The 388-nt window shown below is 54.6% G+C and carries 1 protein-coding gene; it reads right to left on the bottom strand.

From position 1 onward, the window contains the following. Positions 1-388, bottom strand: a 388-nt coding sequence (locus ALO43_RS18700) for a transposase (protein ID WP_162235608.1), incomplete at both ends; no start/stop codon positions are given.

Raw genomic sequence — 388 nt, 5'->3', positions numbered from 1 at the left:
GCTCGGTCTGGTAAATCGGTCTCCGTACAGGATCGCAAATTGATTCATTGCCACTTTCCAGTCGTGTGCCGCATGACCCCAGTTGGCGGTGATGTTGCGCAACCCAAGCCATATCAGTTTCGTCGCGGCCTCATCGGTCGGGAAGTGCCCTCGAGTCTTGATGATCTTGCGTAACTGGGCATTGATGCTCTCGATGGCATTGGTCGTGTAAACCACTTTGCGAATGCCCGCCGGAAAAACAAAAAACGGTATAACCCGATCCCAGGCGCGACGCCATGCAGCAACTACAGTCGGATACTGCTTGCCCCAGGGGCCCGCTTCAAAGGCGTTAAGCTCTTGCTCAGCCACATCTGCATTGATCGCCTGGTAGATCGGCTTGAGTGCTTTG

This window comes from Pseudomonas tremae, from assembly GCF_001401155.1.
Classification (GTDB): domain Bacteria; phylum Pseudomonadota; class Gammaproteobacteria; order Pseudomonadales; family Pseudomonadaceae; genus Aquipseudomonas; species Aquipseudomonas tremae.
This window is presented reverse-complemented; position numbering and strand designations above follow the sequence as displayed.